The 24,083-nt window shown below is 46.9% G+C and carries 23 protein-coding genes; 9 read left to right on the forward strand and 14 right to left on the reverse strand.

The genetic code is table 11. From position 1 onward, the window contains the following. Positions 1 to 85: 85 nt before the first annotated feature. Together recA and D0C16_RS07010 are read right to left on the reverse strand one after the other, a co-directional pair. Positions 86 to 1,126 carry a recombinase RecA gene (gene recA, locus D0C16_RS07005; protein ID WP_151031649.1) on the reverse strand — a complete coding sequence of 347 codons (1,041 nt, stop codon included), beginning with the start codon at positions 1,124 to 1,126 and terminating at the stop codon, positions 86 to 88. 219 nt (positions 1,127 to 1,345) lie between these two features. Continuing rightward, positions 1,346 to 1,939: a hypothetical protein gene (locus tag D0C16_RS07010; protein WP_151031650.1), complete on the reverse strand. Its 594-nt coding sequence runs from the start codon at positions 1,937 to 1,939 to the stop codon at positions 1,346 to 1,348. A 327-nt stretch (positions 1,940 to 2,266) separates the two neighbouring features. On the opposite strand from D0C16_RS07010, the gene D0C16_RS07015 reads away from it, so the two are divergent. Then, the gene (locus D0C16_RS07015) at positions 2,267 to 4,393 is read left to right on the forward strand and encodes a winged helix-turn-helix domain-containing protein (protein ID WP_151031651.1); all 2,127 of its coding nucleotides are present in this window, start codon (positions 2,267 to 2,269) and stop codon (positions 4,391 to 4,393) included. Positions 4,394 to 4,443: 50 nt separating this feature from the next. Here D0C16_RS07015 and pncC read toward each other — a convergent pair whose 3' ends face one another. Further along, positions 4,444 to 4,926: a nicotinamide-nucleotide amidase gene (gene pncC, locus D0C16_RS07020; RefSeq protein ID WP_151031652.1), complete on the reverse strand. Its 483-nt coding sequence runs from the start codon at positions 4,924 to 4,926 to the stop codon at positions 4,444 to 4,446. 112 nt (positions 4,927 to 5,038) lie between these two features. Here pncC and D0C16_RS07025 point away from each other — a divergent pair, with 112 nt between their 5' ends. After that, positions 5,039 to 6,628: a serine/threonine-protein kinase gene (locus D0C16_RS07025; protein WP_225319025.1), complete on the forward strand. Its 1,590-nt coding sequence runs from the start codon at positions 5,039 to 5,041 to the stop codon at positions 6,626 to 6,628. 38 nt (positions 6,629 to 6,666) lie between these two features. Here the strand turns inward: D0C16_RS07025 and D0C16_RS07030 are convergent, their stop codons facing one another. Continuing rightward, entirely contained in the window at positions 6,667 to 8,190 is a 1,524-nt protein-coding gene (locus D0C16_RS07030; protein WP_151031654.1) for a hypothetical protein, read from the reverse strand. Beyond that, a complete protein-coding gene (locus D0C16_RS07035) occupies positions 8,177 to 9,619 on the reverse strand; it encodes a rhomboid family intramembrane serine protease (RefSeq protein ID WP_151031655.1) in 1,443 nt (480 codons plus the stop codon). The genes D0C16_RS07030 and D0C16_RS07035 overlap by 14 nt, the downstream gene beginning before the upstream one ends. Before the next feature lie 338 nt (positions 9,620 to 9,957). On the opposite strand from D0C16_RS07035, the gene D0C16_RS07040 reads away from it, so the two are divergent. Genes D0C16_RS07040 through D0C16_RS07050 form a run of 3 tightly spaced genes read left to right on the forward strand, consistent with a single transcriptional unit; the run spans position 9,958 to position 12,873 of the window. Beyond that, a complete protein-coding gene (locus tag D0C16_RS07040) occupies positions 9,958 to 10,302 on the forward strand; it encodes a helix-turn-helix transcriptional regulator (RefSeq protein ID WP_151031656.1) in 345 nt (114 codons plus the stop codon). Then, entirely contained in the window at positions 10,302 to 11,615 is a 1,314-nt protein-coding gene (locus D0C16_RS07045) for a type II toxin-antitoxin system HipA family toxin (RefSeq protein ID WP_151031657.1), read from the forward strand. The genes D0C16_RS07040 and D0C16_RS07045 overlap by 1 nt, the downstream gene beginning before the upstream one ends. 34 nt (positions 11,616 to 11,649) lie before the next feature. Next, the gene (locus tag D0C16_RS07050) at positions 11,650 to 12,873 is read left to right on the forward strand and encodes a CvpA family protein (RefSeq protein ID WP_151031658.1); all 1,224 of its coding nucleotides are present in this window, start codon (positions 11,650 to 11,652) and stop codon (positions 12,871 to 12,873) included. Position 12,874: 1 nt separating this feature from the next. On the opposite strand, the gene lpxL is transcribed toward D0C16_RS07050, so the two are convergent. The 4 genes from lpxL to D0C16_RS07070 form a co-directional block, all read right to left on the reverse strand. Then, on the reverse strand, positions 12,875 to 13,795 hold the full coding sequence (gene lpxL / locus D0C16_RS07055) for an LpxL/LpxP family Kdo(2)-lipid IV(A) lauroyl/palmitoleoyl acyltransferase (RefSeq protein WP_151031659.1): 921 nt from the start codon (positions 13,793 to 13,795) through the stop codon (positions 12,875 to 12,877). Between the two features lie 109 nt (positions 13,796 to 13,904). Next, positions 13,905 to 14,702: a YdiY family protein gene (locus D0C16_RS07060; RefSeq protein WP_151031660.1), complete on the reverse strand. Its 798-nt coding sequence runs from the start codon at positions 14,700 to 14,702 to the stop codon at positions 13,905 to 13,907. A 112-nt stretch (positions 14,703 to 14,814) separates the two neighbouring features. Then, a complete protein-coding gene (locus D0C16_RS07065; RefSeq protein ID WP_151031661.1) occupies positions 14,815 to 15,039 on the reverse strand; it encodes a DUF2789 domain-containing protein in 225 nt (74 codons plus the stop codon). A gap of 140 nt (positions 15,040 to 15,179) precedes the next feature. After that, positions 15,180 to 16,064, reverse strand: coding sequence for an acyltransferase (locus tag D0C16_RS07070; RefSeq protein WP_151031662.1), 885 nt, complete (start codon positions 16,062 to 16,064; stop codon positions 15,180 to 15,182). Between the two features lie 96 nt (positions 16,065 to 16,160). On the opposite strand from D0C16_RS07070, the gene lepB reads away from it, so the two are divergent. Further along, positions 16,161 to 16,790 (forward strand): signal peptidase I, encoded by a 630-nt coding sequence (gene lepB / locus D0C16_RS07075; RefSeq protein ID WP_151031663.1) that lies wholly within the window; start codon positions 16,161 to 16,163, stop codon positions 16,788 to 16,790. A gap of 83 nt (positions 16,791 to 16,873) precedes the next feature. On the opposite strand, the gene D0C16_RS07080 is transcribed toward lepB, so the two are convergent. Together D0C16_RS07080 and fabV are read right to left on the reverse strand one after the other, a co-directional pair. After that, entirely contained in the window at positions 16,874 to 17,407 is a 534-nt protein-coding gene (locus D0C16_RS07080; protein WP_151031664.1) for a 5'-3'-deoxyribonucleotidase, read from the reverse strand. A 49-nt stretch (positions 17,408 to 17,456) separates the two neighbouring features. Then, on the reverse strand, positions 17,457 to 18,632 hold the full coding sequence (gene fabV, locus D0C16_RS07085) for an enoyl-ACP reductase FabV (RefSeq protein ID WP_151031665.1): 1,176 nt from the start codon (positions 18,630 to 18,632) through the stop codon (positions 17,457 to 17,459). Positions 18,633 to 18,824: 192 nt separating this feature from the next. On the opposite strand from fabV, the gene D0C16_RS07090 reads away from it, so the two are divergent. The 3 genes from D0C16_RS07090 (at position 18,825) to mgrA (ending at position 20,896) form a co-directional block, all read left to right on the forward strand. Continuing rightward, complete coding sequence (locus D0C16_RS07090) at positions 18,825 to 19,235, forward strand: MAPEG family protein (RefSeq protein ID WP_151031666.1); 411 nt, start codon at positions 18,825 to 18,827, stop codon at positions 19,233 to 19,235. 59 nt (positions 19,236 to 19,294) lie between these two features. After that, on the forward strand, positions 19,295 to 19,708 hold the full coding sequence (locus D0C16_RS07095; protein WP_151031667.1) for a hypothetical protein: 414 nt from the start codon (positions 19,295 to 19,297) through the stop codon (positions 19,706 to 19,708). A gap of 174 nt (positions 19,709 to 19,882) precedes the next feature. Then, complete coding sequence (gene mgrA / locus D0C16_RS07100) at positions 19,883 to 20,896, forward strand: L-glyceraldehyde 3-phosphate reductase (RefSeq protein ID WP_151031668.1); 1,014 nt, start codon at positions 19,883 to 19,885, stop codon at positions 20,894 to 20,896. Between the two features lie 119 nt (positions 20,897 to 21,015). Here the strand turns inward: mgrA and D0C16_RS07105 are convergent, their stop codons facing one another. Genes D0C16_RS07105 through D0C16_RS07115 form a run of 3 tightly spaced genes read right to left on the reverse strand, consistent with a single transcriptional unit; the run spans position 21,016 to position 24,049 of the window. After that, positions 21,016 to 21,723 (reverse strand): DUF6445 family protein, encoded by a 708-nt coding sequence (locus D0C16_RS07105; protein ID WP_151031669.1) that lies wholly within the window; start codon positions 21,721 to 21,723, stop codon positions 21,016 to 21,018. A gap of 12 nt (positions 21,724 to 21,735) precedes the next feature. Continuing rightward, the gene (locus D0C16_RS07110) at positions 21,736 to 23,235 is read right to left on the reverse strand and encodes a tryptophan halogenase family protein (protein ID WP_151031670.1); all 1,500 of its coding nucleotides are present in this window, start codon (positions 23,233 to 23,235) and stop codon (positions 21,736 to 21,738) included. A gap of 37 nt (positions 23,236 to 23,272) precedes the next feature. After that, complete coding sequence (locus D0C16_RS07115; protein ID WP_151031671.1) at positions 23,273 to 24,049, reverse strand: SapC family protein; 777 nt, start codon at positions 24,047 to 24,049, stop codon at positions 23,273 to 23,275. Between the last annotated feature and the right edge of the window lie 34 nt (positions 24,050 to 24,083).

The raw sequence follows: 24,083 nt of genomic DNA on the forward strand, positions 1-24,083 counted from the left end.
AGCATCAATACTGGCAAGAAGATTTCTGTAATAAAAAGCCCCCGTTACCAAGGGCAGCGGGGGCTTCTGATATTTCACTCAAACTCTACGCGTCTACGTCTTCTACATCACCACCGCTTGCACTTAGTGAGAGCGCTGGTGTAGCCAAAAGTTCAGCTCGAACTTTTTGCTCCAACTCCTGCGACACAGCAGGGTTTTCTTGTAAAAACTTCATTACATTGTTTTTACCCTGACCAATCTTGTTGCCTTGATAGCTATACCAGGCACCAGCCTTGTCAATCAGGCCGAGCTTAACGCCATAATCAACAACCTCACCCATGCGGTTAATACCTGATCCATAAAGGATCTGGAATTCAGCCTGCTTAAACGGCGGAGCCACTTTGTTCTTAACTACTTTTACACGAGTTTCAGAACCAATCACCTCCTCACCTTCTTTCACAGCACCAACGCGACGAATATCCAGACGTACAGAGGCATAGAACTTTAACGCATTACCACCAGTGGTCGTTTCCGGGTTGCCGAACATAACGCCAATTTTCATACGAATCTGGTTAATAAAAATCACCAGGCAATTGGCATTTTTGATATTACCGGTGATTTTGCGCAACGCTTGGGACATCAAGCGTGCCTGCAAACCTACGTGATGATCACCCATCTCGCCCTCGATTTCTGCGCGGGGAGTCAAGGCAGCTACGGAATCAATCACCAGCACATCGACTGCGCCAGAGCGCACCAGCATATCGGTAACTTCCAATGCCTGTTCGCCAGTGTCTGGTTGGGAAACGATCAGATCATCGACATTTACACCCAACTTGGTGGCATAAATAGGATCAAGAGCGTGCTCGGCATCAATAAATGCACAAGTACCACCCTGACGCTGCGCTTCAGCAATAACTTGCAGAGTAAGCGTGGTTTTGCCGGATGATTCCGGACCATAGATTTCAATAATACGACCCTTGGGTAATCCACCGATTCCCAAAGCAACGTCCAACCCTAACGAACCAGTAGAGATCGCAGGAATCACTAGATCTTCCTTGTCCCCCATACGCATTACAGTTCCTTTACCAAATTGACGCTCGATCTGGCTCAGCGCCGCTTGTAACGCCTTTTCTTTATTCGCATCCATTTCACACCTCAACTTATGCAATGAAATCTATATGACAATAATTCTTATGGGGCCGGAGCAGATCTTACTGCAGCCATGGATGCACTATACACCAAAAACCTGTACGCGCAACCAGTACCTGATTATTTATACAGTAAAATGAATGATCTGATTGATGAAATGCAAAAAGCCACCCTTAGGTGGCTTTTTTGCAACGAAGGAGTACTGCCAAACGAGCACCTACTTAACTATAGGCGACATCCACTCAACAACATCTTTACTAAGGTCTTTCAGGCATTTTTCCGTCGCCGAGCAAACCGTAACACCATTTCCCCCTAAATCCATCACATTGGTTGAAGGAGTAAATTCATTTAATGTCATGATGGCGCAGGTATGTTTTGCAGTGACCATGTCGTCTTTTCCCTTAATCAACGCGACGGTTACCTGAACCTTAGGTAAATTTGAACTCTGCTTAGTACCAAACTGACGCTTTTCACCACCCAGCACCAGTTGTTCCACATCTATTGCCAATACCGGCACAACCCCATTCATAATTTTGTCAGCAGTAGCTACCGGCTCCATGCGAATGCCACTTGCACTTGCGCGATCAACCAAGTTTGAAACCAATACTTTATCTATATTGCAGGGAAATTCAGATTGCTTGTATTTGTACCCCTTAACATTAAAGCCAACATTCTGATTGACATATACCAGTGGTGCTTTTGCATCCAACGAAGAAGCCTCGGAAGCCATCATCATTTGTAGTGGCAATGCAAAGGCTAATGTCAGTAGTGGCAACTTTGAAAAAGATAACTTAATAAGAGACAGTTTCATAAACTTTACCTTTTGTGTTTGTGACTAATAGAACACTCATCGGTATCTGTGTGGATGCGTGTGAGTAGACTATATTGCAAATAGCGATGAAAACACTGACCTTATAAAAACCTCGCACTTACCTTTTGCTTACCATTTTTTTCCACTTAAAAATCAATAAGTTAGTTTTTTACTAAAGTATCCACTGAGTTGTATTTCTATCCCTGAATCTTGCAAAATTATACTCATGGTTACAGCGGCTTCATCCGCTGCTACTAAGGTAAACCAATAAGAAAAGCCTACCGAAAAAGGTATAACTATGAAGACTGCAACAGGCCACCGGCCATCATGAATGCACATCAAGAAACCAGATTTAAGTTGGGTGAGGTGACAGTATCGCCCTCACATAACACCCTTTTGGCGGACGATAAATGCCAAAAACTGCAGCCCAAAGTAATGGCCGTTCTGCATTACCTTGCGCTCAATCAACACAGGGTTATCAGCAATGAAGAACTGATTGAACATCTATGGGAAGGACGCGTTGTCACCCACGGTTCCGTACAAAAAAGTATCAATGCACTACGTAGCGCCTGGAGCGAGCTAGCGGGCGATCAGGAATTAATCGCGCATTATTCAAAACGCGGTTATCAACTGAAGATAGAACCGCAGTTCCTCAACCCGATTAGCACTGAACCATCAACTAATGAACCCAGCGCTCAAACACCTGGATCACCGCCGCTCAATCGATCATCGTGGAAAGCTGTTGCTGGATCATTGCTAGTCCTGGTACTTATCGTAGTAGGATATTGGGAATTTAATTGGAATAACCTCTATTTGCCCTCCAATCATCAAGCTGAATTTCATGATATGTTGGGCTACACCAATGAAACCGGTCATGAGCGAAACGCAACACCGCATCCGGACAATCAACACCTGGCTTATATCCGCGAAAAGCTCGCATTGAACGTCACTGATGAATCCGACAGCGATATCATGATTCGCAACCCGGATGGAAAGGACTGGCGCATAGCTGGGAGTAATGGCGCCTGGTTTACCCTGGCATGGTCACCGGCAGGCAATAGCCTCGTCGCCATAGAAGCAAAACGTCGCGCTGGCTCCTCCTTGGGATCGCGTTTTTACGAGCCACCCAATTACCTCTATTCATTTCATATTTTCACTTTGGATATTGCCCATCAACAATTGCTGGAAAAGCAACAACTCAGCCAATGGCAGGGACGCATTTTCAGCGTCACCTGGTGGGATGAATTCACCCTCGAGATTGTCGCAAAACAAGGCCCCAACGCGGGGAACAGGCGCTATCGCTACTCCATTAAAGATCAGCAACTCAAATTACTGGATGAGATTGAAAATGCTGCAAATCCAATCGCCAGCGCAATACTCAAGCAAAAGACAGCGATCGCCAGTGTGGTAAAAAACCGGGTGCAAATTGATTTTTTAAATACCCAACAAAAACCAATCAGTCGCTCCCAGTTGAATGTAGCAGGCGGTGATATCAGCTGGATTCCTGACGGCAGTGGCGTATTGGTTTACGCGGAAGAAGAGCGGAAGCTACTCGCGGTTTACTTGAATGGAAAACAAGTCGCCATTCCTTTGGTCGACAGCAAGGACAAAACCTTCTCTCACCCACATTACAAAGCGGATGGACAGGGAATTTTTTACACGGAAGAAAAACGCCGCTCCAATATTTTGCTTAACGGGTTGGATGGCAACAAAACGCTGCTGACAGAAAATACTGATTTCAATTACGCTGCCAGCTTTTCAGCGGATGGTGGAAAAATTGCTTACGCGTCGGTGCGTAACAATCAAATTAACCTGTGGCTGATAGATGCTGGGCAAGAACATCAACTCACCCGACAACCTGTACCACAAAAAGTGGATACCATTATTTGGTCAAGCGACGCAGCACATATTGTTTTCAATGCGGGGAACCAGCTCCATCACCACAATATTCTTACGGGCGAGACCAGTCTAATACTAGAGGATAGCGACAAAATAGAACCGCTGGCCTATTTTCCGGCCAACAACCAAACCCTGCTCATCAAACACAATGGTGAGGTGCGAAATTTATGGCGCATTCAGGGTACACAACAAAAGCAACTTACGTTTGGTGCAGTAGGATCCGCCATTGAATTTGAGGGAGACGTATACTTCCAATATGTGAGTGAAGATGGCCTGTGGGTGTGGCGTCATCAAAGCGACAAACTCGAGCAAATAAATGCAAGCATCGATGAATACAGTAAATTACTTGATATTGATTCCACCGGGATCTACTACATGAACGGCGGGGCTTGTAATGAATCGGATATTTATTATTGGAACTATGCAGACGCGAAGAAAAGCGTTTTTTTGCCACAACCAAATGGCGCTGTATTAACCAGTTCATTTAACCCCAACAAGGGCTTATTACAAACTGAGTGCAATCTACCAGAGGCAAATATTGTATTGATGAAATAACGCGAAGCCGCAATACAATTCAAGTGTTGAAAAAGAGACAAGGACGTTGCTCAGTTTAACTCGACCAATTTTTCTAATGCAAAAACCACCGCCTGTCTTTGCACCCTGTTTCGATCACCGGAAAAATGCTGCAATTCTGTTTTCATTTCACCATTTGACGTTGTCCAAGCAAACCACACAGTACCTACCGGCTTGTCTGGTGAGCCACCACTTGGCCCGGCCACACCACTAATTGCGACGGCGATATCGGCCTCCGCGAGGGCTAAAACTCCACGGGCCATCTCCATGACAACGGCTTCGCTCACTGCTCCCTCTCGCGCCAGCGTTTCGCTATTTACACCTAATAACTTTTGTTTAGCGTCATTGGCATAACTGACGATCCCGTATTCAAACCAGGCAGAGCTACCGGGAACGGCTGTAATTGCGGCAGCAACACCTCCACCCGTACATGATTCTGCCGTGGCAACATGCCAGTTCCGCTCCAATAGCTGTTCACCCAAGCGTTGACTTAAATGCAATAAATAATCGTCCATCAGGTAAGCCCGTGAAATAAAAATCAGTCGTTGATTATAAAACCACTCGTACTTCAACCACTAGCGAGAAGGCGATCTATACTCCAGCCATAACACAGGCGAGAGATTGAACGTGCAAACGATTCCCGGGTATCACATCAAAACCCAACTGGGCGAAGGCGGCATGGCCAAGGTCTACCTCGCGCTACAAAAATCACTGGATCGCCAGGTTGCCATTAAAGTGCTGGATGCCAGCCTGATTCAGGACCAGATTGTTCAACAACAGTTTGAGCAAGAATCGCGTCTGGTCGCGCAATTAAATCACCCCAATATTATTCAGGTGATTGATAAGGGTAACAGCGAAGAGGGGCTGCCTTACTTTGTAATGTCTTATATCAAAAGTGTTTCGTTGGAAACCATTTTACCGCGCACCGATGTCGCCCTTAGCCGCAAGCTCGATATTCTCATTCAATTGTGTAGTGCCCTCGCCTACGCGCATCGCAACGGCATAGTGCATCGCGATATCAAGCCGGCCAATGTGTTAGTCGATTATGATGGCCGCGCCTACCTGATGGATTTTGGTATTGCCGGCTATTTCACCGCCAACACAGACAACAACCAACCCACGCAGGAAATGGTCATGGGAACCAGTGCCTATATGGCACCCGAGCAGCGCGAGGGAATTTCTCACACCAGTCACTTAAGCGATATTTATTCACTCGGCGTGCTAATTCATGAGTTTATTTACGGTGTAACACCAATACAAGCAACACGCATCACCTACCAAGTGTTTGAGAGCGACCCTGCGGTTAGCAAATTTTCCCTCGCCAATAAAATACCAACGCTTATTGAACAATGCACTCACGTCATGCCGGCCCAGCGGCCGGTATCGGTGGAGCTAATTCGCCAACAGTTGTTATTGATTGCGCAAGGCAAGCATCTGCACACCAATCGTTGGGGGGGTGAGTCCACCCGCGACAATATTCCACCCAATTACACGTTGCTGGATATTCTCAAGGAAAATCCTTTTGGCGCAACCTATTTGGTGAACGACCCTAATCGCCAACGTTTTTTGGTCATAAAAAAACAATCATTGGATCATCTGGGCAACGCGCCGCAGTACGCTGCCAAACTGACTCAAATCCAGCATCCCCACATAGCACGCGTCTACGGTACCGGGAAAAATCCGCGCGTTTTTATTATTGCGATGGAATATTTACCTGGCGGCAATTTGCAAGAGCGTTTGTGCCAGACAATGAATATCGGCCAGTGCCTGACACTGGCCCAGCAACTGGCCAATGCCCTCGCTTGCGCCCATTCCTTCGGATTGATTCACGGCAACCTGCGCCCTAGCAATATTATATTTGCGGAAAAAAGCCATTTGAAGCTGGCTGATTTTGGTTTTCCGGTACACAGCTATGGTGAGGATATTGATTGGTACCACCCAACCAATGAAGACAGTTCAACAGCAACTGATATTTATGCAATGGGTGTAATTTTATTTCAGCTGATGACAGGTAAATTGCCGGTGAATGATTGGTGGGGGTTAAAAAAGCGCTGGCAATTGCGGCGCTTACCCGCCGCACTGCGCAATATTATTTTGCAAATGCTGCATACCAACCCTAAAAAACGGTTAAAAAGTGCGGATAGTGCAGCCACCGTTTTTACCGCTATGCACAATAACCAAAAGACCCAAGTGTTAGAGAGAATGGCTGGAGCTTGAGTTTATTGAGCAAATTGTAGCACCCACTCAGCAACAAGTTAGTTTTTATCCGCACCAACATTGTCCAATGGCACCAACTCCAGCGTTAAGCCACTGGACGTTAGTTTTGGCGGGCCGCGTCGCCCTGTTTTAGGCTGAACTGAATTATTCGTTACCGCTGTTTGCTGTGCTAGCCGCTGCTGTTCCAACGCCATTTTTTTTGCATCAGCACGACGGGCCAATTGCTCAGCCATTTGCCGGCACTTTTCCGCCTGAACTTGCATCCCGGGTAAATCCCCCAAACAATCTGACAACAAGGTATAAGCCGCGGGCAACCCCTCAAATTCGGGATGTAATTTGTGCATCCCATTCAACATTTTTACTGCCAGCTTTAAATCCCCCTGCTGCCGAAAAAATGTAGCCAGCTGAACCTTCATTGCTGGCGAGTTCGGTAAATAATCCGGGAGTAGAAAACAAATTTGCTTAAAGGTAGACGTTAGTTTATCGAAACGCTTTTTGCGTGACAAAAACTCCAGGTAGATAAGCCCGTAATCGGCCATCAATGCAGGCTTTTTACAAGCCACAATTAATTCAAAAAATCGATCGAAAAAGCAAGCTTCATTGGGAAACTGTTTAAATGACTGATAATAAAGGTTAACCAATTTTTCATAATCACCTTCCTTAAGTAAAACATCCATTTTTGCAGTTATTCGTTCAATATCACTGCGCGTTGGCTTATCTTCATCTTCGTCAGAACGCGCGCTGTACCCTAATTCATGCTGGTATTGAAAAAGCATGTATCCCATCAGGTGAAACATCACCACCATGTAATAACTGGACACCATCGACTGAGCTAGAAATGATCCAGCCGGAAGAATTGCATCAATCCACCCTTGTAATACACCGACAGAAGTCATCATGATCAACATAAATACAATTAACAATCCGTAGGGCAAACCGATTGCAGCCATAAGCGCAACAGCGGCAAACGGATTCAATGCTTCAAACACACTTTCAGTTTGGGCAAACCGGATTAATACTGCGGGGAAGCTCGCCAATGCAACCACACCAAGTATTCCTCCAAACGCAATCCCTATGTAATAGGCGGCAAGTCCAGCAAACACCCCCATCACCACGGTAATCACCAAAAGTTTAAACAATAAAATAATTCCACCTTGATAGGCCTCAAGCACATCAGGTGCCTTCATTTCCCCAATAGCTGTACGCTCAAGACAGGTGAAACTGTATTTAAGGATCGCCCCCGCCGCAAATAGATACATAACAACGGAAAGGATAAATAAAAACGGCATGAGTAGCGCAAGCACTGATATAACAGAGGTGATCACAATCAAGCTCATGGAGGAAGAATTTAATGGGTATTTAAATGCTTCCGTCAGGCGCCGCCAAAACGGCACCACAGTATTGGCCGAGCCAAGGCTTTCCAAGACCGATTCGCAAATAAAGCAATGCACGCTGTGACGCTTATTTATATCGTCATTAATACAGCAATCGCAAAGATGAACATTGCACTGGCGACAATAATAAGTAGCGCCATCGAGTGGATGATATTTACAGTAGTTCACGCTTCACTCCTTGCGCTAATTGACTAGCCAATAATTCGTAGTGGGCTTTTTTCTGGTGTTCACGCAAATGCTGAAAACTTGCGGCCAATTTGGACGCAAATACAGCAAGTGCCGGATTTTTAGACTGCATACTCAGCAGCGCATTAAATACCTGTTCTGCAGATGTCGGGTTGTCAAGTGAGGCAAACTGCATACCCAATTTTAACGCTGCCTGTTCGCTCAGCTGCGAACGAACATCAGGGTTTTCCTGCCATACTTTATCCAGTCGTTTAATTTGTGTCGGCGTCAATAGGGGCAACGTTAATAAGCCAAGGGCAGCTTGTTGCAAGGAATCACCGCGAAAAATTTTTAACAAGTTATACCGAATCAGTGCCAACTCAAAATCCAGCCCCTGCTGCTGAATAAGTACATCAACCAGAGACAGTGCTTTTTCGAAGCGGAATTTTTCAATATTATCGTAGACATCCGCCAATTGTTGCTGGCGTGGGCTGGCCTGCTGATCAGAATCAATATATTCGGTATTAAATACTGCGCGATTAAAAAACCAGGTAAAGCCAATAACCACAGCTCCTGCAACAAAGCCACCAGCATGCGCCATAAATGCCACATTGGATCCAGTATCCGTATAGTAACTATGCAATTCCTTGCCAAGGTAAAATGGCAGAATCAACAGCGCTGGCGCGCGAAAATAACCGACAACAAAGAAGAACCAATAAAAAAATTCAATTTTTTTCCAGCGAAAAACCGCTAAATACATCGCCATAACACCAGAAATAGCGCCAGAGGCTCCCACCAGCGGTGCCGTATTTTCCCAATCGGCCGCCGCATGAGCCAGCCCACCCGCCGCACCGGACAACAAATAAAACACTAGGAATCGCCAGTGACCAATCGCTGCTTCCACTGCAAAACCACAAACAATTAGAAAAAACATATTGCCCAGTAAATGCATAAGATCGCCATGCAAAAACTGATGCGTAAAAAGCGCTGGAATCGTTAAATTAGCCGCTGTTAATCCATGGGCGACAAAACTGACTGATTGAATCCGCTTGTGCAGTAGCTCGCGCTGCGGTGCCCAATGGTCATAAAAATCCGGATTAAAATAAGTTCGCGCGTTCTGCTGTAAATGGCGATAAAAATTTTCACGCATTAATAAATCGCCAATCACCGCGGTCGCGTCTTCATCGGCAACTGCATCGCGGTAATCGTCCGCAAGTTCCTGTTCATTGTTATCGCGCAAGTACTTTTCAAATACCGGCCACTCACGCTCAAAGAAACCCTGGGTCTGGTATTGGGTTATTGCATCAACGATTTTTGAAGTGTCACTACTCTGGTAAAGAAAAAACACCATCACATTGATAAATACCAACATGCACAGCACCAAGGGTGCGTGACGCCAGTCCAGCTGTTTTTCTGTGGGGACAATGATCATTTTTTATTCTCGATTCCATATCAAAATAACCAGCCGCGATTACAAATACCGCGATCGCGAAACTTAGCCCTACAGCCTAACCAATTGCCGCCACCTTGTCCCTAACCACAGGCACTTAAACAAATTTTCTTACATCAACGTCGCTAGCCCATAGCGATAATCTAACTTGCGACCTAAAAATAACAAAAGGTAAAAAATTATCCATAAATTCAAAAATTGATGAATAAAGATAATAAATTACCCATAATTGAAAATTAAGTTAAAAAGTAGTAAATTACCCATAAATACCTATATATCTATTTTATAGCTCCAAAAATACCCTTATGGACTACTACACGATGAGCAACAATGCAGTCGCTGCCGAGCTGGGCAATCGCCTGGAGCGCCTGCGTTTGCAACACAACCTGACCCAGCAAGCACTGGCAGCAGAGATAGGCATAACCCCCAAAAGTTATCGCCAGCTAGTAGCGGGCGGAGGCAAACTCGAAAACATGATTGCTGCGCTACGCGCACTGAATGCACTGGAACAGTTGGATAGCTTTTTACCCGAACCTACCCCAAGCCCACTGGAACAACTGAAGTTACAGGGCAAAAAGCGGCAACGTGCACGCCAGCGGCCTTACCCCCAAGCGGCGGACGGAAACCCAGGCGGTCGTATTGAAGAACAAGGGTTGGATTGGTAATGCAAAACCTTGCTGAAGTCTGGCTGTGGGACAAAATGGTTGGCGCCCTCGCCTGGTCACCGGATACCCGGCTCGCCAGCTTTGAGTACACCCCGGAATGGATAGAAACCGGCGTACAAATCGCGCCACTGCGCATGCCTTGCCAGATGCAAGGCCAAAGCATCTTCCAATTTCCGCAATTGAATCCCGCAACTTACAAAGGTTTGCCGGCCTGCTTTGCCGATACCCTACCCGATGATTTCGGCAACGCAGTCATCAACGCATGGCTGGCGCGCACCGGGCGCGATCCGCAAAGTTTTAACCCGTTGGAGCGCTTACTCTACAGCGGAAAACGTGGCATGGGGGCACTGGAATACGCACCCGCGTTACGTCAGATTAAACGCCCTAATGACAAACTGGAGTTGGAATCACTCATACAGTTGGCGCAACAAGTCTTGGATCAGCGCACCGGCGTAAACAGTAACCTCCATCAAACAGGCAATGAAGACCTGACCGCAATCCTGCAAGTGGGGACATCTGCCGGTGGTGCACGCGCTAAAGCATTGGTCGCAATCAACCAATCGCGCACTGAAATTCGGTCTGGCCAAGTAGATGCACCCGATGGTTTCGAACATTATTTATTAAAGTTTGATGGCGTCGTTGAACACAGCAACCATCGCGAAACCTTTGGCGACCCACAGGGGTTTGGGCGCATGGAATACGCCTACTATTTAATGGCCAAGGATGCAGGAATCGATATCTCACCCTGCGAGTTACTGATTGATGGACCACGCGCGCACTTTTTAACAAAGCGCTTTGATCGCATTGGCAATCACAAATTGCATTACCAGTCGCTCTGCGCTATGGACCACGCCGATTTTAAACAACCTGGCCAGTACAGCTACGAACAGCTATTCAGTGTCGCCCGGCAATTGCGTTTAAGCCGCCGCGATGCCGTGGAAATTTATCGCCGTATGGTGTTTAACCTTATAGCGCGCAACCACGACGACCACAGTAAAAATGTTGGCTTTCTGCTACCAGGACCCCGCACCGCCTGGCAATTGGCTCCCGCATTTGATATCGCCTATAGTTACAAGCCAGGTTCACCTTGGGTGAATTCACATCAATTAAATGTGAACGGCAAACGCGACAATTTCGTCATGGACGATTTGCTCAGCATCGCTAAGCTCATTAGCAATTTCACCAAAGAAGCCAAAGCGATTATCCAGCAGATATTGGGTGTCGTAGATCAATGGCACGATTACGCAGAGCGAGCCGAAGTGAGACCCGAATTCGCACAGCAAATAAAACAAAACTTGCGACTTAAGTGGTAAGCGGCTCAACATTTTATTGAAAAGAGGCATTTTTATGCACATTAGTACCATCGTGTTTTTCGCGCTGCTCGCCTTTTTTACCTGGCGCGGCTACCAAAAAGGATTTATCCAAGCAATTACCCACATACTCAGTTGGATTGTCGCTTACCCCGCCGCCATTTTTTTCACCAAACCATTTGCCAAATGGATAATTGCCAATACCGCCCTGGATGGTTTACTGGTGTATTTTATTGCAGGCGCCAGTATTTTCTTGGTCGTTAGTTTGATAGTAACCATCCTGTTGAATTTACTCGCCAAACTTATTCCGGAAAATGAAACTACTGCAATGGGGTCCAAAATAGGTGGTGCCGGCGTAGGTGTATTAATGGGGGCGTTAATTGGCCTGCTCGTTGTTTATGGATTGAGCGTTGTAATAACCCCCAAAACTGCGCCCACCGCTATCGCCAGCAATAACACGGCCACAGAAGCAGCGACCACTATTGACAATGAAGACTCAACGACAGCCGTTGGCGTACCTCACATAACAGATTTGGAAAAAACCCGCGATTCATTTATTGAGGCCAGTGCGAAAAAGCTCATAGGTACCGCGGCCGCAACCGCGGTGGATTTAGCACTGGATGACAAAACCACTACCCAGGTCACCAAAGCCTTTGTAGAAGACCCTCAATCCATGCTGACCAATGTCCAACAAGTGGTTAACAATGATCAATTAAAACAATTAATGACTGACGAAAAAATTCAATCAATCATGACGACGGGCGATACCCAAGCGCTGATGCGCGACCCGGGATTCAAGGAATTAATGAACAACCCGAATATAAAAGCGTTGGTGGCAAAATCAGATATCGACAGCGAAGCAGGTTCACAAGCCGCTGCCGAAAAAATGATTGCTGCCTGGAACCGCGTCCAAACTATCAAGCACGACCCACGTGTAATAGCCATTATCAGCGACCCGGAATTTCAGCAACAATTAAACTCTCCAAACAAACTACAATTGATGATGAATCCGAAATTGAATCAGCTGACTGAGATTATTTTTAGCAATGAGACAATACCGGCCAATGGCACGACCAAATATCAACTGCAGGATGTGAATACAACGAATACCACTGATGCAAGAGCGAGTACCAATACTCAAACTGCTCCTGCAGAAGACGACGGAAAACCACCAACTACTATTTATCGTTGGACAGATGAAAACGGGCAAGTCCATTACTCTGACAAGCCCATAAAAGATGAACAACCAAAAGCTAAATAACTCAATAAATTTTGGGTTCGCCTTCAGGTCGCGATTTAAAGCGCGGCTGCGCCCAGAGATACTGCTCAGGGACTTTTAAAATTTCTTGTTCGAAATATTCATTCACCCTGCGAGTGTCTGCAAAATCATCACCCGTGGGGTAATTTTCAAACGGAGGATGTATCACCACCTGATAACCCTTGCTGTTTTCAAGGCGATATTGGGAGAAAGGAATAATTTTGGCGCGCCCCATGCGAGCGAATTGGGCTGTAGCTGTAACGGTCGCCGCTGGCACACCAAAGAAAGGGACAAAAACCGATATTTTCGCCCCCATGTCACGATCGGGCGCATACCAAATCATGCGGCCTTTGCGTAACTGCGACACCATCGCACGCACGTTATCGCGCGCAAATGCAATCCCCCCGGGAGCATAAGCTTCGCGTCGCACTTTTTGCACATAATCGAATACCGGATTTTTATGTGGTGTGTACATCCCATCGTAATTTACATAAATTCCTAGCATGGCGCTGCCGATGTCGAGCGTAGTGAAATGCAAACTCAGCAACATAGCCCCTTGCCCTTCAGCTTTGGCCTGTTCCACGTACTCAACACCGCTGATAGTAAACAACTTGCGCAAACGGGTTTTCGCCCAGAAAAAACCAATGCCGGTTTCAAATACAGCAATTGCGGTGGATTCCAAATTTTTTTTCAGCAGTGTTTCAATTTCTTCTGCCGACTTTTGCGGAAAACATAATTGCAAATTGGTTCGCGCCATTTTCACGCGTTTTTTATTCAGGTTCAGCAAGGGCGTCAGCACCCGCGCCATGGCCATTTGCCAGGAATATGGCAATTGCGCAATTAAAAACCACAAGCCAAAACCTATCCAGGTGAGCCAATGACGGGGGGCCAGCAATGCACGGGAAAATTCGGGAGCAGCAGACATAAGCATCAGTCATTCGAAACAGAAAGGCGAATTATAGCGGTTGGAACACAAAGCAGCTAATTAGCGCTTGCCTCCCGCGCAACACATAAGGAGGCAGCACATTTCTGGCTTAAAAGCTATACACCAGATTGATAAAGGTAGTGGTATCGGTTTTTTCTTTTCCCGGTGCCACATCCGTATCGTTGGCAACCGCAAACCCCACTTTCATTTTCATGGCATCGGTAATCGAAGTAGCCAATGAGGTCTCTGTCTGAGTACGTGTGTTATCTGAACCAGCCTCCACACTTACCGTCTGTTTAAACGTTGCCGTTGCCGTTATTTTCCACTCCAATGCAGTAGCTGCACGCAACATAGCACCTGACTCGTCCACATAGGTATCCGGCACTAAAGGATCATCACTTTCAATCTCTTTCTTGCCCTCAAAGTAACCAGGACCCGCCTCCACAAACCAATTGAGGCTTTTACTGGAGTAAAGCCAATCGCCGTAACCCAGAGCGATAGTATTGTAGGTGCGGTAAGCACCGAAATAGTCAGTGGTATGCGAACCAAAGCCAAACAGATAGGATTTCTCAACACCTAGTAAATAGGCAAACTTTGCTGAACCAAAATATTTCTCTGCCGTTTTCTCCTTACTGGTGGTGTCATCGTCCTGGGCCACCTCATCCTCTTTAAAGAGTGAACTGAGAATGTATTGATTCTCCCACTGTTCTAAATTTTGCTTGGCATCCACTTTAGCTTGAATACTGGTGGTTTCGGTGTTGCCCGAGGTCGCTATAGCCCCCAGGTCAACCTCAACCTCCCAAGGGCGCTTAGGCTCATCGGCAGCCACTGCGCTGCCCGCAAATCCGCCCGCAAATCCTCCACCAACCACTAATCCCAAACCCACAATCTTGGATAATTTCTGCATAATTCAAGTCCTGTTACCTCTATGGAGGCCGAACATTAACATAGAAATACTGACTGCCAAATGAAAACGACCGGCTTATTGGCCGGCCGTTTCGCAGGAGACGGGAATTACTTTAGTCGCGCAACAAGCAGTTAAGCTCGTCGACAACTTCAGCCCAATCGGAATATTCCTGACGGGCCTCACGCAGGAACGCCGCTTGCTCGGCAGTCCAACAGGTTGCGCTCGCCAAAGGCTCGGCTTGCGGTAAGGGGCGATGCTTTTCAATAAAAGCGTCTATCGCGGCGGGAGAGTTGGGCAGGCCTAGCTTGGCAAAAAGATCACTCAGTGTGTAAAACATGCGGCCCTCCTGTCGATGTTTAAGAAACCATTTACTACTGCACAGCCAAACTAATGCACGGCAAACCGTGAAATAGCCAAACCGCAAAACAGTTCCAACACTAGGATAACGTTATTAATACCGGATTTCCTAGCCTATTTTTACTTTTGCCAGCGCCTGCGGAACACTTCCAACTGTTCATCTTTTTGCTGCCAGAGATTATTCACCCACTGCTGAAACTCTGCGCGGAACTCAGTATCCCCTTCATAATCCCCCAGCAATTCAGCGGGGATTGGCAATTGCCGCACATGAATGCGGATTCGTTTCACCTTGCCGCACGCATAGTTCCAATAACTGGGAATACCACCTTCATAGTCAAGCGTGACATCCAACATCTGATGCAATTGCCCATCCATTGCATTCAACGCAAAAGCCAGTCCACCTGCTTTGGGCATCAACAAGTGACGATAAGTCGATGCTTGCTGCTGATACTTCTCTGGCGTGAACCGGGTCCCTTCAAGAAAGTTAATGATGGTGACGGGGTGATAGCGGAAGCGTGCACAGGCCTGGCGCGTGCGCTCAAGATCTTGTCCGCGAAGGGATGGGTCTCGGGCTATCTCCGCTTTAGAATGGCGACGCATAGACGGAAAATCGAGCCCCCAGAGTGCCAGCCCCAATACGGGAACCCACAGCAAGCTGCGCTTGAAAAAGAATTTCACCCCGGAAATATCAGCCCTGAAGACACGCATCAACACCGGGATATCCGCCCAGGCTTGATGGTTGGCAATCAACATATACCACTCTTTACGGCTCAAATTCCCCAGCCCTTCTATATCCAGCTGCGTTGGCAATAACAATCGCTGCTGCCAATTGTTGGCCCATATCCAGAAGTCAGCGCAAGCATCCAGACAGGGGTTAAGCAAATGCTGCCATGCGGGAATAGGCACCAACCGCAACAGGGCGAAAAAGACAATAGGAATAGTCACCACAATAGTGACACCGGAGAAAATTGCTGTAACTAATACACCACGCAAGCTGGCAAGCATATGTAAAAATCCTGTGAACCTGACTCCAACCGCAGAGTCAAAGATGGCGCGTATTTTTCGCTATTCCGCCAATTGGATCAACGTGAGGGACAAACTATGCAGAAATTATGGGCCGAACACCGTGGACTTTTAGTATTTTTTTTACTCATGTTTAGTTTTCGCAGTGCCATCGCTGACTGGAGCGATGTACCTACTGGCTCCATGAAGCCGACCCTGGTGGAAGGAGACAGGATCAGCATCAACAAAATGGCCTATGACCTGCGCATTCCTTTCACCCATATTTCGCTCTATAAAATTGCTGACCCGGTGCGCGGTGACATAGCCGTATTTGATTCAACAGTGGCCGGTAAGCGCTTAGTGAAACGCGTGATCGGCGTTCCCGGCGACACTGTAGCGATGGACAATAATCGCCTGCTTATCAATGGCCAGCCGTTATCCTATCAACCGCTAATGGCAGGCGATTTGTTGGAGTCGTTGCCGGGCAAGACGCATGTGGTACGCACCAATCAAGCACAATCCCGACTCGCCAATTTCGATCCGGTAACAGTTCCTGAAGGGCAATATTTAATGCTCGGCGATAACCGCGACAACAGTGCAGATTCGCGCGTGATAGGGTTTGTGCCGCGCAGTGAATTTGTCGGGCGTTCGCGCGGTGTTGTCATATCCCTGGATTATGACAACTACTTTCTGCCCCGCGGCGAACGTTTTATGAAAGAGTTGAAATAACCTAATGCCTGTCAATTAACACTTTTAATCTCCCCCAACCCCTCTTTGCCAAAGAGGGGAGTCACGCAGCTATTGCTCAGAAACTATTGTTCCCGGAAATAGTCGCGCACTTCCAGCCAATCATTGACACGTATATCTGTAGCCTCCAACGCATTGTGCGGAGCGGAAAATAAAATCCCCTGCCCGACGAATCCGTCAAAATGACGCGAACTATCGTCGATTAAAAAATCCGCCTGTACCACATTCTTCTTGCCACAAAAAATAAAATTCATCGGCGATAAAAATGGCAAGTGCTTGCGCAGCCAATCAAATTTTGGAGCGAAGGATGTCGGATGTTCCATCGCCGCCGTCGCAATCACTATGTCGTAGCGCTCGTGCAACTCGGCAATAACCTCAGCGGCGTTGGGATAAATCGGGATGTCGATAAAAAATGCAGGAATATCCGGGTATGCGCGTACCCGAGCGCGGTGCTCCTCCGGGACCAGGTGATAAATTTTGGTTCCGTGCAAATCCGCCTTGGCGAGGTTTTGCTGAAACTCGGTGTTATACCAATCAAGGTGGCGAGCCATGGTGTCGCAAATGGTCTCGTCCATATCAATTGCAATACGTTTACGCATTACTACTCCTTATGAATCAAAAAAATCCCCGCACGAGGCGGGGATTTTTTTAGAAGTTGGTTTGCACCAAGGGTGTTGTATCCGCATCGTAATCAACACCGGTTAAACCAAAGCCGAACAGGCGTAAGAATTCCGCTTTGTAACCTTCAAAATCAGTTAATTCAAACAGATTCTCTTCCGTTACCTGCGCCCAAATTTCTTCGACTTTACGCTGAACTGACGGATCCAATTCCAGCTCGTCCACGCGGTAGCGGTTACCATCATCCAAGCGTGGATTAGCGGAGAATAAACACTCAGTGAACAAACGTTGGATCTGCTCAATGCAACCTTCGTGAGTTCCCTGGGCTTTCATCACTTTGAACAAAATGGCCAGGTATAAGGGCATTACTGGAATCGCAGAACTTGCTTGGGTTACTACTGCTTTCAACACCGCAACTCGAGCATTGCCACCGTGCTTCGCGCTCAGGGCTTTTGCAGCGCGATCCAGATCCTCTTTCGCTTTACCAATGGTAGCTTTGCCATAGATCGGCCAGGTCAATTTATCGCCAAGGTAGGTGTAGGCAACAGTTTGGAAGTTGTCACTTAACAGATCGGCACCTTTAAGTGCATCGATCCACATTTCCCAATCCTCACCACCCATTACTTTTACGGTGTTGGCAATTTCTTCATCAGAAGCAGGTTCGATAGTGACATCAGAAATTTTCAGGGTATCGGTATTCAGGTTTTTGGAGGTGTACTGCTTGCCGATAGGTTTTAATACTGAGTTATAAACCTCGCCCGTTTTAGGGTCGGTACGACGTGGAGATGCGAGGCTGTAAATCACCAAGTCTACCTTGCCGATACCGTTCTTCAGCGTTTCAATTACTTTTTCTTTACACGCGTCCGAGAATGCATCCCCGTTCAGAGTCTCTGCGTATAAACCTGCAGCTTTTGCCGCATCATGGAAAGCAGAAGTATTGTAATAACCGGCGGTTGCAGTTTTGGCTTCGCTCGGCTCCTTCTCGAAACATACGCCCAGAGTGTCGGCACCGCCGCCAAACGCCGCGGTAATGCGAGAAGCCAGACCAAAGCCGGTAGAACAACCCAATACCAGCACCTTTTTCGGTGCGCCGGCAACTGGGCCTTTGGCTTTAGTGAAAGCGATTTGCTCTTGAACATTGGCAGCACAACCCTGTGGATGCGCATTGGTACAAATAAAACCGCGAACTTTTGGCTTGATAATCATGAGGTTATCCTATGGTAATCAGTGTGTTAACAAATTCAGGAAACACCTGTATCCCCTGAAAAAGGCCGCCATTATAGGGCTTTGGTTCCGCAATGCACCACCTCCTGACCTAAACGCCTGATTTGGTAACCCGGCGCAGCAGTCTGGGCTATAGTGAACGTGGACAATAACTACCTAAAGAAGGAGCATTCCATGCTGTACGCAATGTTTGCCATGGTACTACTCACCTTCGGTGTCGCTTTTCGTTTGTTATTTCTACGTATCAAAGCCGTTAAATCCGGTCAGGTACGCATCAGCCAATTTCGTTTGAATAACGGCGAAATCCCGACCGATATGGCCCTGGCCACCCGCAATTACAGCAATCTGTTTGAAACGCCCGTACTCTTCTACATCGCGGGCACAATTGCCATTGCAATGGATGTGGAATCTACCGCGATGGTGGTTTTCGCCTGGGTATTCGTAATTGCGCGCCTACTCCACTCATGGATTCACCTGACCTACAACAACGTTATCCATCGTCTATGGGCATTTATGGCGGGGAATTTCTGCATCCTTGTCATTTGGGGATTACTGTTGTTACAACATTCACTGGGCTGGAGGTAAAGCCTGTATTCAGATTCTCTCGCTAAAATTGCGTTAAACCAATCACCGAGGAGCGCTCTATGAAGTATTTTCTACTCTCCAGTATGCTGGGGCTTGCGCTAGCGATACCCCAACATGCGCTGGCTGATGACTTGGGTATTAAAGTCATTCTGGAAAAAGAAATTGCGCCAGGGGTTTACGGCAGAGTCGAATTGGGAAATGACTCGCACCCGGCAACCTACTACCCAGGCCCTACGCTTATTATTGCCGATTCCAGATACGCTAAAGCGCGACCGGTCTACCTTCATGTGCCACCCGGCCACGCCAAACACTGGGGCAAGCATTGCCAAAAATATAATGCTTGCGATAGACCTGTATATTTTATCCGCTCAACCGAGTACGACTCCTACGAACATGAGCACGAGCATGACCACGCCCGGAAAGACGACAAAAAGTATTCCGGTAAAGGTAAAGAAAAGAATCACAAACACTAAGTATTCGTACACCCGCTATTGCCCTGCGCTTGCAGGGCAACTCAACTTTACACAGCGCACAGGTTAGATTGCGCGCGCTTTCGGCTAAAATGCCCACCTCACAAAAATGCAACACTCGCGACCTTGGCTCGCGAATCAGGATTGCAAATCACCACCAACGGCATAGGATCAATAATGATTACTCACGAACCCAATCCGCTTTACGTCGCCAACCCCGAACGCTACACCAACATGAAATACCAGCGCTGCGGCAAAAGCGGTTTACGCTTGCCCCGTTTATCATTGGGCCTTTGGCAAAACTTTGGCGCCGTTGATCCACAATCCAACGCGCGCGCCATGCTGCGCCGCGCGTTCGATTTGGGTATTACCCATTTCGATTTAGCCAATAACTACGGCCCTAACTTTGGCTCTGCCGAACAAACCTTCGGCAATATTTTTGCGCAAGATTTTGTGCGCTATCGCGATGAATTAATTATTTCCAGCAAAGCCGGTTATGACATGTGGCCCGGCCCTTATGGTATTGGAGGCTCGCGCAAATATCTGGTCAGCAGTTGCGATCAAAGTTTGAAACGTACAGGCCTGGAATACTTCGATATTTTCTACCACCACTGCATGGACCCGGAAACACCTATCGAAGAAACCATGCAAGCGCTGGATTTTATCGTGCGCTCCGGTCGCGCACTTTACGTTGGTATCTCCAACTACCAACCCGCGCAAACCAAAGAAGCAGTGCGCATTTTGCGCGAACTGGGTACACCGCTGTTGATTCATCAACCACGCTACAACCTGTTTGATCGCTGGATTGAAAATGGTTTGACTGATGTATTACTGGATGAAGGTGTTGGCTCAATCGTATTCTCACCCCTGGCGCAAGGTGTGCTCACCAACAAATACCTGAATGGAATTCCCGCTGACTCCCGAGCCGCGCGCCCGGAATTGATTTACCTGAACAACAAAGACATCACCCCGGAAAAAATCCAAAAGGTGCAAGCCCTCAACACCATCGCCGAATCGCGCGGGCAATCACTCGCCCAAATGTCCATCGCCTGGACCCTAAACAACCCCGCCGTCACCACCTGCCTAATCGGCGCCAGCCGCCCGACACAAATCGACGATTCCGTTGCTGCATTAAATAATTTGAGTTTTAGTGCGGAAGAATTGGCGAAGATTGATGGGATTGTGCGGTAAGATTTTCCGCACTACATTTAAAAAGCTTCGGCCCGTTATGGGCCGAACTCTATCTTAACTAAGTACAAATACAGACCAACTAAATTAACAATCTAACTTTTGCAAGCAGTTAACTAATATTAGTTAAATTCAAAAAACGATGTCACCGTAAGCCGACCCGTCGCCGGGTTGGGATCAAAATTATACCCATCTCCAATCTTTCCACAGTGAAGGCTCGTCCCCCTGTACATCAACAATCGGTTAAACACTGCATCGTATGCGGCTATCTCGTCAAATTGATCGGTAGAACCCTGGATATAACCTTCCGGGTAGGTATCTTCTGTGGGGTATCGCTCTTGTATTTTTTCGATGTACCGGGAATGGCGTTGTTCATCGATATATTCATAGTTCGTTGGCCTATGACGATACAAGGATGTCCCCGTACCAGGGACCGTTTGCAGATAATGCACAAACGCCAGCCCCTTGCGTGACGGTGAATCAAAATGCGGGATTCGCTGCAATAATTCCAGTTCGCTTTGGCGCGTTGTTATTATCGAAAACTTGGAAACTGCTTTCCTGATTTTCCTTACCTCTAGATGAAAAAATTGTTCCATAAAGAAGCCAAGATTTTTTACAAGCGCCATGGTGTATTCTTGCGGAACCTGCATTCGCACACCAGGATAAAATGAATCTGCCACCGCAAATTCATTGATCTGCACTGCACGCTCTTTTAACGCTAACGCGCCTTTAAGGTAGTTATCAACCAATACAACTTCTTGTTGCTCATTGCCAACTTTATAGCATTCAATGTTGGCGTCTTCGCAAAGCTCGTAGGCAATAGAGTCCATACAATATGCTCTTTAAACCGGCATTGCCTTACAATATTTGTTGATCAATTCTTGATGCGAAGGCATTGCTGCGACTTTTTTATGGACATCGTCTCTCAAGAAGGCCAGAAAACCTTTCAACTCCTTTTCTTCCATCATGTCGACGACCGGATGGTATGCCGCGGGCATAATGCCCTGCCCCATCATGACCTGAACCCAGGAGTCGTTTAAAAACAACTCTTTGTCTTCGAGCATGATTGTGCCGGTATCTTTGAATAACTTGATTCGACGCGCCAGTATTTCAGGGATTTCCATGTTCTTACAATAACGCCAAAATTCCGTATCCTCCCGTTGGGTTGCGTGGTAATGCAATATCACAAAATTGCGCGCACGATCCATTTCTTCACTCGATTGCCGATTAAACTCATCCACATTCGACATGGAAATTTCATGCTGTGGGAAGTATCGCAGTAAGCGATAAATGGTAGACATGGCTAAATGAATGGAGGTAGATTCAAGCGGTTCCAGGAAACCTGACGCAAGCCCGACGGCAATACAGTTTTTATTCCAGGCCTTTATACGGCGACCTGTTTTATATTTAATCACGCGCGGCTCAGTGACCGGGCGACCTTCCAAATTGCTCATTAGCGTGTTGATGGCTTCATCATCGGATACATGCCGACTGGAAAAGACCAAACCATTTCCGGCTCTGTGTTGCAGCGGTATACGCCACTGCCAGCCAAAATCGTGCGCTATTGATTGAGTATAGGGCCGTGGCGAGTGCACGTTTTCCGTTTGCAGTGCAATGGCAGAATCACAGGGGAGATAATGACTGTAAGGCACATAGGGTGTGTTTAACGCACCATCGATCAGCATGGCTTTGAAACCGGTGCAGTCCAAAAATAAATCGCCAGCTATTGTTTGCCCATCCTTCAATAACAACGAGTCAATATAACCATTCTCTGGCGAAACATTGACTCTCTCAATAAATCCTTCAATTTGTTTGACGCCGAGTTTTACAGAAAACGCTTTTAGATAGTCCGCATATAAATTGGCGTCGAAATGGTAGGCATAGTTTACCCCATCATTTTCGCCACTACATTTCTCCAACCTTGCCGCTTTAGACTCAGGGCAGTAATCGCCAAACGGAATGTTTATACCGTATTTTTTTCCAGCCATCCAAAAATGTTGGAATTGACATGCCCAGCACTCTTTTCCAGTAAGACCAAACGAGTGAAAATATTTATCCCCTTTATTCGCCCAGTTACTGAATTCAATTCCTAATTTAAAGGTGCCTTGTACATTTGCCATCAGCTCCATGTCATTAATGCCCAGGAGCTTATGAAATACTCGCAAGGTGGGAATAGTTGCCTCACCCACACCAATTCGTCCAATTTCGGGGGATTCAATCAGGGTGATGTCGAGATTTTTTCCGAGCACCTTGGCGATGGCCGCCGCTGCCAACCAGCCGGAAGTGCCGCCACCGGCAATTACAATTTTACGAATAGAGTTCACTGCTGTATGTTCGGTCATTTCTTCGCTCATATTCATCAATGTGAAGCATGCTAACTTACTTCATTTTTGCATTTTTGATATCAATCAAACCCTGAATGTTATTTACAGAGTCAGCAACATTGTACGCAAGCGATAAGAAACCCGATTTGTGTAGCTCCACCACAGCAGCACTTTCCAATGCCATTAATTTTTCAAGATGCACGGTATATCCGGCATCGAACTTAACGGTAGTGCCACTCGATAAATCAATTTCCAGCATAACCCGCTCAAGCAGATCGTATTTTAAAAAGGCGTCAACCATCGCCTCAAGCGACTCTGAACCTGTATGACTCGATGACAATACATCTCTTATTTTATTGAGCGTGTCGGAAGCGCTACCATCTGCATTAAACAGTGCGGCCCCTGCATTTTGCTGAATTCTTGAATCATTGAGATCCGCATAAATTGCCAGGCGCTGCTCCCCCTCTTGTTGCTGGAGACCAATCAGAAACGGGCCCTGCCTCACGGCGAGTGGAATATAACGTGCACTCCAAGCCGAACTCTCATTAAGGAAGAGATTTTCATGCTCCTCAAATCCCAGTAAAACTACCGGTAAAAAACGACCCGTCTCAGCGTCTTTGCGAAATAGAATCGGGTATTCTCGCTGAGCCTTGGCAAACTCATTGGGCAATATCACCATCGCACCTACCTGGTGACCATAGTCAGCACCGAATTTTTCCACATACCCAAGAGCATTATGCTGTGCAGCGTTTAGCGGTTGAAAATCTTTCATTCTATTGCCCGTTTTTCTTCTATTAACTAAAAAGGAACCACCTAAAAAAGTGCCGCTCATAGAGCGGCACTTTTTATGACTACCATCAACTACT

The sequence above is a fragment of the Cellvibrio sp. KY-GH-1 genome (assembly GCF_008806975.1).
In the GTDB taxonomy this organism is placed as follows: domain Bacteria; phylum Pseudomonadota; class Gammaproteobacteria; order Pseudomonadales; family Cellvibrionaceae; genus Cellvibrio.